The 7,382-nt window shown below is 72.3% G+C and carries 6 protein-coding genes and 1 pseudogene; 3 read left to right on the plus strand and 4 right to left on the minus strand.

The annotated features are described in order from the left end of the window. On the minus strand, window positions 1-1,424 hold a 1,424-nt coding region (locus tag MLY01S_RS11360), incomplete at its 3' end, for a thiamine pyrophosphate-binding protein (protein WP_506256457.1). A 274-nt stretch (window positions 1,425-1,698) separates the two neighbouring features. Here MLY01S_RS11360 and MLY01S_RS11365 point away from each other — a divergent pair. Then, the gene (locus MLY01S_RS11365) at window positions 1,699-2,670 is read left to right on the plus strand and encodes a heme o synthase (protein ID WP_245232066.1); all 972 of its coding nucleotides are present in this window, start codon (window positions 1,699-1,701) and stop codon (window positions 2,668-2,670) included. A 483-nt stretch (window positions 2,671-3,153) separates the two neighbouring features. On the opposite strand, the gene MLY01S_RS11370 is transcribed toward MLY01S_RS11365, so the two are convergent. The 3 genes from MLY01S_RS11370 to MLY01S_RS11380 form a co-directional block, all read right to left on the minus strand. Then, entirely contained in the window at window positions 3,154-4,140 is a 987-nt protein-coding gene (locus tag MLY01S_RS11370) for a COX15/CtaA family protein (protein ID WP_245232065.1), read from the minus strand. 73 nt (window positions 4,141-4,213) lie between these two features. Further along, window positions 4,214-5,002 carry an ABC transporter permease gene (locus MLY01S_RS11375; RefSeq protein WP_067192222.1) on the minus strand — a complete coding sequence of 263 codons (789 nt, stop codon included), beginning with the start codon at window positions 5,000-5,002 and terminating at the stop codon, window positions 4,214-4,216. Beyond that, window positions 4,999-5,961 (minus strand): ABC transporter ATP-binding protein, encoded by a 963-nt coding sequence (locus MLY01S_RS11380; RefSeq protein ID WP_082740143.1) that lies wholly within the window; start codon window positions 5,959-5,961, stop codon window positions 4,999-5,001. The genes MLY01S_RS11375 and MLY01S_RS11380 overlap by 4 nt, the downstream gene beginning before the upstream one ends. 246 nt (window positions 5,962-6,207) lie before the next feature. Here MLY01S_RS11380 and MLY01S_RS11385 point away from each other — a divergent pair, with 246 nt between their 5' ends. Continuing rightward, window positions 6,208-6,897: a helix-turn-helix transcriptional regulator gene (locus tag MLY01S_RS11385; RefSeq protein WP_067192225.1), complete on the plus strand. Its 690-nt coding sequence runs from the start codon at window positions 6,208-6,210 to the stop codon at window positions 6,895-6,897. A gap of 28 nt (window positions 6,898-6,925) precedes the next feature. Beyond that, a pseudogene (locus MLY01S_RS11390) lies at window positions 6,926-7,382 on the plus strand (Fe-S cluster assembly protein SufB); the annotation flags it as partial.

The raw sequence follows: 7,382 nt of genomic DNA on the forward strand, positions 1-7,382 counted from the left end.
AACGTGCCGGCGTAGGCGCGGGTGAGGCCGCCGAGGGCGATGCCGTTGACGATGCATCCGGCGGCGAACTCGCGGATGCCGAAGTGCAGGGTGCGGCCGTACGGGTGTCCGGCCCAGGCCTTCGTGGACCTGTCGGCCGGGATGAACGAGGGCTCGCCCTTCATGGTGGTGTTGTTGGAGCCGGCGAGGTCGGCGGAGCCGCCCCAGAGCTCGGGCATGACGTCGGCGAGGGCGGTGAGCACCTCTCCGGACGCGGCCCGGGTGGCGACCTCCTTCGAGCCGGGCTCCCACCTGGGCAGCGCGTCCTCCAGGCCCTCGGGCGTCCGGCCGGCGGCGAGGCGGTCGTAGAGCCGGGCCTTCTCCGGGCACGCCTCACGCCAGGCAGCGAAGGCCTGGTCCCACGTCGCGCGGTAGGCCGCGGACCGTTCGCCGATCGATCGGGCGTGCTCGAGGAGCCCCGGGTCCACCGCGAACATGGTGTCCGGGTCGAAGCCGAGCTGCTCCTTGACGGCGCGCAGCTCGTCCTCGCCGAGCTTGGAGCCGTGGATGCCGCCGGTGTTCTTCTTCGTGGGGGCGGGCCAGCCGATGACGGTCCGCAGGATGATGATCGAGGGCCTGCCGGTCTCGGCCTTGGCCGCGACGAGTGCCTCGTGGAGGGCGGCGGTGTCCTCGGTGTACTCGGTGACCTCGTGACCGTCGGCGCCGTTGGTCCAGTCCACCTCCTGCACGTGCCAGCCGTAGGCACGGTAGCGGGCGGCGACGTCCTCGGTGAAGGCGATGTCCGTGTCGTCCTCGATGGAGATGCGGTTCGCGTCGTAGACGACCACCAGGTTCCCCAGCTCCTGGGTGCCGGCGAGCGAGGACGCCTCGGAGGTGACACCCTCCTGGATGTCGCCGTCGCTGGCGACGACGAAGACGTGGTGGTCGAAGGGCGAGGTTCCGGCCGGAGCGTCCGGGTCCAGGAGGCCGCGCACGCGACGCTGGTCGTAGGCGAAGCCCACGGCGGAGGCGAGACCCTGGCCGAGCGGGCCGGTGGTCATCTCGACGTGGTCGGTGGTGTGGTTGACCTCGGGGTGGCCCGGGGTCTTGGAGCCCTCGGTGCGCAGTGCTTCGATGTCCTCGAGCTCAAGTCCTGCACCGGCGGCGAACAGCTGCAGGTACAGCGTCAGCGAGGAGTGGCCGGCGGAGAGGATGAAGCGGTCCCGGCCGGCCCAGTGCGGGTCGGACGGGTCGATGTGAAGGACGTTCTGGAAGATCTCCCAGGCCACGGGGGCCAGGGACATCGCGGTGCCGGGGTGGCCGTGGCCGGCCTTCTCCACGGCGTCGGCGGCGAGCACGCGCAGCGTGTCCACCACGGCCCGGTCCTTCTCCCCGTAGACGTGGCCGCGGGCCGGCCGGGTCCGGTCGAGGGCGGGGCGGGCGATGGACTCGTTCACGTCGGAACTCCTCACGGGCGGGCGATCTCTGTCCACGGCGCTCCCACCGGTCGCTCGGCCGGTGCGGACACGCCGCCGCGGCAAGCCTATCGCCCGAGACTGCGCGGGATCGCCCCCTGCCCGCCCGGCGGACACCATCCGCGGTACACTGGAGGTTGGCCCATCTGCACTCACCGTGCCTGCGCGCCGGTAGTGCGTCCAGCGGGCCGCCCCCGTCCCCGCCCCCGTGAAGAAGTCGATGTCATCCACCGTGGAGTCGCCCGTGACCGCCGTTGACCGCACCGCCGAAGCCGAGCAGCACCCCGGCCGCGTCGCCGGCGAACCCGTCGGCTTCAAGCGCAAGGCGCGCGCCTACTGGGAGCTCACCAAGCCGCGTGTCATCGAGCTGCTGTTGGTGACGACGCTGCCGACCATGATCTTCGCCCAGCGCGGCTTCCCGGACGTGTTCGTCATGCTCTCCACCCTGGTGGGCGGCGCGATGGCCGCAGGCGCCTCGGGCGCGTTCAACTGCTACATCGACCGGGACATCGACCGCGTCATGAAGCGCACCGAGCGACGTCCGCTGGTGACCGGTGAGGTGTCACCGCGCGAGGCCCTGGTGTTCTCGTGGGTGCTCACCGTCCTGTCCCTGGTGATCCTCACCGTCGGCGCCAACTGGCTCGCCGGCCTGCTGGGCGCGGCGGCGATCTTCTTCTACGTGGTCGTCTACTCGCTGATCCTCAAGCGCCGCACCGAGCAGAACATCGTGTGGGGCGGCATCGCCGGGTGCTTCCCGGTGCTCATCGCCTGGGCCGCGGTCCGCGAGACGATCGAGTGGCCCGCGATCATTCTGTTCGTGGTGATCTTCCTGTGGACTCCGCCGCACTACTGGCCGCTGTCCATGAAGTACAAGCGCGACTACCAGGCCGCCGACGTCCCGATGCTCGGCGCCACCGCCTCCGCGCACCACGTCTCCAACCAGGTCGTCCTCTACGCGTGGGCCACCGTGGCCTGCTCGCTGCTGCTCGTCCCGCTGGGCTGGGCCGGCATCGTGTACACGGTGGTGGCCGTGGGCGTGGGCGGCTGGTTCGTCTGGGAGTCGCACGTGCTGCAGCGTCAGGCGACCCGCAGCGACTTCGAGGACCGCAAGGCCATGAAGGTCTTCCACCTCTCGATCTCCTACCTGACCCTGCTGTTCATCGCGCTGGCTGTGGACCCGTTCGTGGGCGCCCCGCTGATGACCTTCAGCGGCTGAGCCTCCCCGCCTGATTCCCGACGACGGCCCCTCGCCTCACGCCGGCAGGGGCCAGTCGCGTGTCTCCGCCCCCTGGAAGCCCTCGTTCCGAAACGGAGCATGCCTGGCGCGCTCTGGTTCGGATCGAGCGCAACCGGCCTGGCGCCGCAGACACGGCCCGGCGTCTTCGATCCGAACGAGAGCGCTCCTCGCAGGCCCTCGATCGGATCGAGCGCACGGGTGTGGCGGGGCTGGGGTGGCACGGTGCCTTCGATTGTGGCGGGGCTGGGGTGGCACGGTGCCTTCGATCCGAAGGGGAGCGACCCTTGCATGCTCTGGATCGGATCGAGGGCACAGGTGTGGGAGGGCAGGCTGGGGCGGGTCGGTGCTCACCCCCCCACACACACGGACGGCGGTCAGCCTCCGGACGCGGACCCCCGGACGCGGGACGGCCCCTCACCGGTGTGGGTGAGAGGCCGTCCTGCTGAGGTCGGAGCGCCGGCCTCAGGGGCGCGAAGTGCCCGGGGTGACGTAGCGGCTGGTCTGGCGCTGCCAGAAGGAGACGACGGCGCCGATGGTCAGCACGGAGCCGAGCAGGTGCAGGATCACGACGCCCTCGGGCAGTCCGGTCAGGTGCTGCCAGTACCCGACAGCGCCCTGGTAGACGATGACGCCGAGCACCATCAGGATCGTGGTGCGCTGGGCCTGGGAGGCGCCCGCGGTCTTGAGGACGAGCACGGCGGTGACGACGCAGGCGAACACCAGCGGGTAGACCGGCAGCGCGTGGAAGCGGGTCACGACGAGGGCGTCGAATCCGTGTCGCACGGCGTCCGGGTCCCCGGAGTGCGGACCGGTGCCCGTGACCACAGTGCCGAGGACGACCATGAGCACGGAGAGGGCGAGGATCGCCCAGGCGCCGCGGCGTGTGGCGGAGGTGGTGGTGCCGTCCACCAACGCGTACCCGGCGCCGTGCCGGTGCTCGTCGCGGACGCGCTGGCACAGCATCGCGGCGATCGCGATCATGATGCCGGAGACGATGAAGTGGCCGCCCACGATCCACGGGTTGAGCTGGGTCAGCACGGTGATGCCGCCCAACACGGCCTGGAACACCACGCCCGCGAGGATGCCCACGGAGAGCAGGAAGACCTCACGGTGGCTCTGCCGCAGCCGCCACACCCAGGCGACCAGCAGAAGCGCGAGGATCCCGAGGACGCCGGTCAGGGTGCGGTTGCCGAACTCGATGACGCCGTGGATGCCCATCTCCGCGGTGTTCACGAGCGACTCGGGGGTGCACTTCGGCCATGTGGGGCAGCCCAGCCCCGAGCCGGTGAGGCGGACGGCGCCGCCGGTGAGCACGATGCCCATGTTCGCGGCCAGGTTGGCCACGGCCAGTACGACCGTGCCCTTGGTGATCGCCGTGGGCAGCCAGTCGGGTCCGGTGGCGAGCTCGGCACCGTGGAGCGGTGCGGCGGGGCGGTCGGTGACGGTCACGTCTGCCGTCCTTTCGTCTCGGGTGCGGCGCTCGTGCACGCCGCGGTGGTCTGTTCGTTGGGGGGCGCCGTCGTCAGGGGCGCCAGCGGAAGAGTTTTAGGCACAGCAGCACGCCGGCCGCGGACCAGACGAGCAGGACGGCGAGGGCGCCGAGGTCCCAGGTGCCGTCGATGAACGCCGTGCGCAGGCCCTCGCCGAGGGCGCCGGAGGGCAGCAGCCCGATCCAGTCCCATCGCGGCGGGAAGACGGTGCCGCCGAGGGCGCCGAAGAGCACCCAGAGCAGGTTCGCCGCGGCCAGGGTCGCCTCGGGGCGCGCCGTTCCCGCCAGCAGCAGGGCCAGGGCGGTGAATGCCACGGCGCCGGTGCCGACGGTCACCAGGCCGGGGAGGATGCCGGACAGCGCGGGCGACCAGCCCAGGGCCAGCGCCACGCCGCCGATCACGACGACCTGCACCGCCAGCTGGGCCAGCACGGCCAGCGCCTTGCCGAGCACGAGCCCGGCGGTGCCCAGCGGGGTGGTGGCCAGGGCGGCGAGCACGTCGTAGCGGCGCTCGAAGCCGGTGGCGATCGCCGTCGAGGTGAAGGCCGAGCTCATGACGGCCAGCGCCAGCACACCCGGGGCGGCGACGTCCACGCCGCTGCGCCCCGGGGTGTCCAGCAGGCCGGTGACGTGGACGCCGAGCAGGGCCAGCAGCGGCAGCACGAGCGTGACCAGGAGCTGCTCGCCGTTGCGCAGCGCCGTCCCGGCCTCCAGGCGTGCCTGGGCGAGGATGCGGGCCGGCAGCGAGGCGGGGGCGGCCGTCGACGAGAAGGCGACGGGACCGTCGTCGTGCCTGAGGCGGTCACGGGCGGGGGCGCTCATCGGCTGACCTCCTCGAGGACGGCCTCCAGGCGCTGGGAGGCGCGGTCCCAGCGGCGCGGGAACAGGTCGTGACTGGCCCATCCGGCGGCCACGGCGGCCATGGCGGCGGGGGAGTCCACACCAACCACCCGGGCGGTGGTCCCGTCCTGCCCCAGGCGCACCTGGACCGCGGCGTGCGGGTCCTCGGCCCAGGCGGCCACGGTGCGCGGGTCCGCGTCGCCGAAGTCCACGTCCACCACGTCACCGGCGCCGATGCGGGTGAGCTCCGCGAGCGTGCCACGGCGGACGATCCGGCCGTCGGCGAGGATGGCGACGTCGTCGGCCAGGCGTTCGGCATCGTCCAGCAGGTGGGTGGTGAGCACGACGGCGGCACCGCGCTCGGTCTGCTCGCGCACCACGTCCAGCACGAGCGGACGGGTCTGCGGGTCGAGGCCGGCGGTGGGCTCGTCCAGGAACAGCAGATCCGGCCGGCCGATCAGGGCGGCGGCGAGGGCCACACGCTGGCGTTGGCCGCCGGAGAGACGGCGGATGCCGCGGTCGGCACAGGAGGTGAGGTCGAGACGCTCGAAGAGGTCGCGGGCCGGGATCGGGTCCCGGTGGAGCCTGCCGACATGCTCCACGAACCGTCGCGCGGACAGCGACGGCGGCAGCCCGCCGTCCTGCCACATCACGCCCACCCGTGCGCGCAGGTCGGCTCCCGCCCGCCAGGGGTCACGGCCGAAGACCCGGACGGTGCCGCCGTCTGGCCGGTCGGTGCCGTGGCAGATCGCCAGGGTGGTCGACTTGCCGGCACCGTTGGGTCCCAGCAGCACGGTGACCGTGCCTCGGCGCGCGGTGAGGTCGACGCCGTGGAGCACAGCGGTCCGACGCCGGCCGCGGCCCAGCGTGCGCTGCACGTCGTGCAGGCGCAGGGCGGGCTCGGCTGAGGGGACGTCCGAGGTCAGGGCGACAGAGGGCACCCACCCAGTCTACGTTCACCCTCCCGCGCGGGCGGGTGTGGGCTGCTGGTGTGGCAGGTCTCACGAAGGCCCCGCCGACCGGCGCGCTCACTCCCCGACGCCCGGCGCGCTCACTCCCCGCCGCCGTCCGGTCGACCCCGCCACGGGCCGCCACACCGCCCCGCCGAGGGGATAGGCGCTCCTAACTTGGGCGACCCCCGTCGAATAGGCCACTATGGACTTGTGTATTCGGACGAGTCTGCCCCCATGCCGGGACCGTTTCCCGCGGAAGGCACGCGTGAGCGTGTCCTGCAGCTCGTGCTCACCCGCGGACCGGTCAGTGCGGCCGAGATCGGGCGTGAGCTCGAGCTGACCGCCGCCGCGGTCCGACGCCACCTCGACGCCCTCGAGACCGAGGGCCTGGTCGAGGTCAAGCTGGTCAAGCCCTCCCGGGGCGCCGGGCGTCCCTCGCGGCGCTACGTCGTCACCGAGCGGGCCCAGACCAGGCTGGCGGACGCCCATCTCGCCGTCGCCACCGACGCCCTCGCGCGTCTGGCTGAGCTCGGCGGGGAAGAGGAGCTGCGTGCCGTGGCCCGCCGGTCCTTCGCTGACGTCGAGGAGCGCTTCCTCGCCGCCGTCGGGGACCGGGACCCGGACCTGGGTGAGCGCACCGAGATCCTGACCCGGGTGCTGGACGGGCTCGGCTACGCCAGCTCGCTGCGCCATGTGGGCGAGGGCATGGCACCCACCCTGCGCGCCGCACAGGTCTGCCAGGGACACTGTCCCCTGCAGGGCCTGCCCACCCGGTTCCCGGAGTTCTGCGACGAGGAGACCGCGCTGTTCGCGCGCCTGCTCGACGTGGACGTCCGGCGCCTGTCCACCCTCGCGACCGGCGGCCACGTGTGCACCACTCACGTGCCCACCGGCCGCCACCTGACCGCCCCCGCCCACGACTGACCCGAGAAGAAGACGAGGAGAGGCTGAGATGACCGATCAGATCCTCCAGAAGGACGTCTCGGAGACCACCGACCCCGGTGTGATCCAAGAGGTCCTCGAGAAGAACCCCGAGCTGAACGCCATCGGCGCGTACCAGTACGGCTGGCACGACGCCGACGCCGCGGGCGAGGCCGCCCGTCGCGGCCTGAACGAGGAGGTCGTGCGCGACATCTCCGGCAAGAAGGACGAGCCGGAGTGGATGCTCAAGACCCGCCTCAAGGGCCTGAAGTACTTCGACCGCAAGCCGATGCCCGCCTGGGGCCCGGACCTGAGCGGCATCGACTTCGACCAGATCAAGTACTTCGTGCGGTCCACCGAAGGCCAGGCGAAGACCTGGGAGGACCTGCCGGAGGACATCCGCAACACCTACGAGCGCCTGGGCATCCCGGAGGCCGAGCGCGACCGCCTGGTCGCCGGCGTCGCCGCCCAGTACGAGTCCGAGGTCG

Origin of the sequence: Micrococcus lylae NBRC 15355, from assembly GCF_001570885.1 — a bacterium.
GTDB classification, from domain to species: Bacteria; Actinomycetota; Actinomycetes; order Actinomycetales; family Micrococcaceae; genus Micrococcus; species Micrococcus lylae.

Excerpts from the sequence above, each read along its gene's own strand:
- MLY01S_RS11375 (WP_067192222.1), bottom strand. The coding sequence starts at position 5,002 with ATGAGCGCCCCCGCCCGTGACCGCCTCAGGCACGACGACGGTCCCGTC.
- MLY01S_RS11385 (WP_067192225.1), top strand. The coding sequence starts at position 6,208 with ATGCCGGGACCGTTTCCCGCGGAAGGCACGCGTGAGCGTGTCCTGCAG.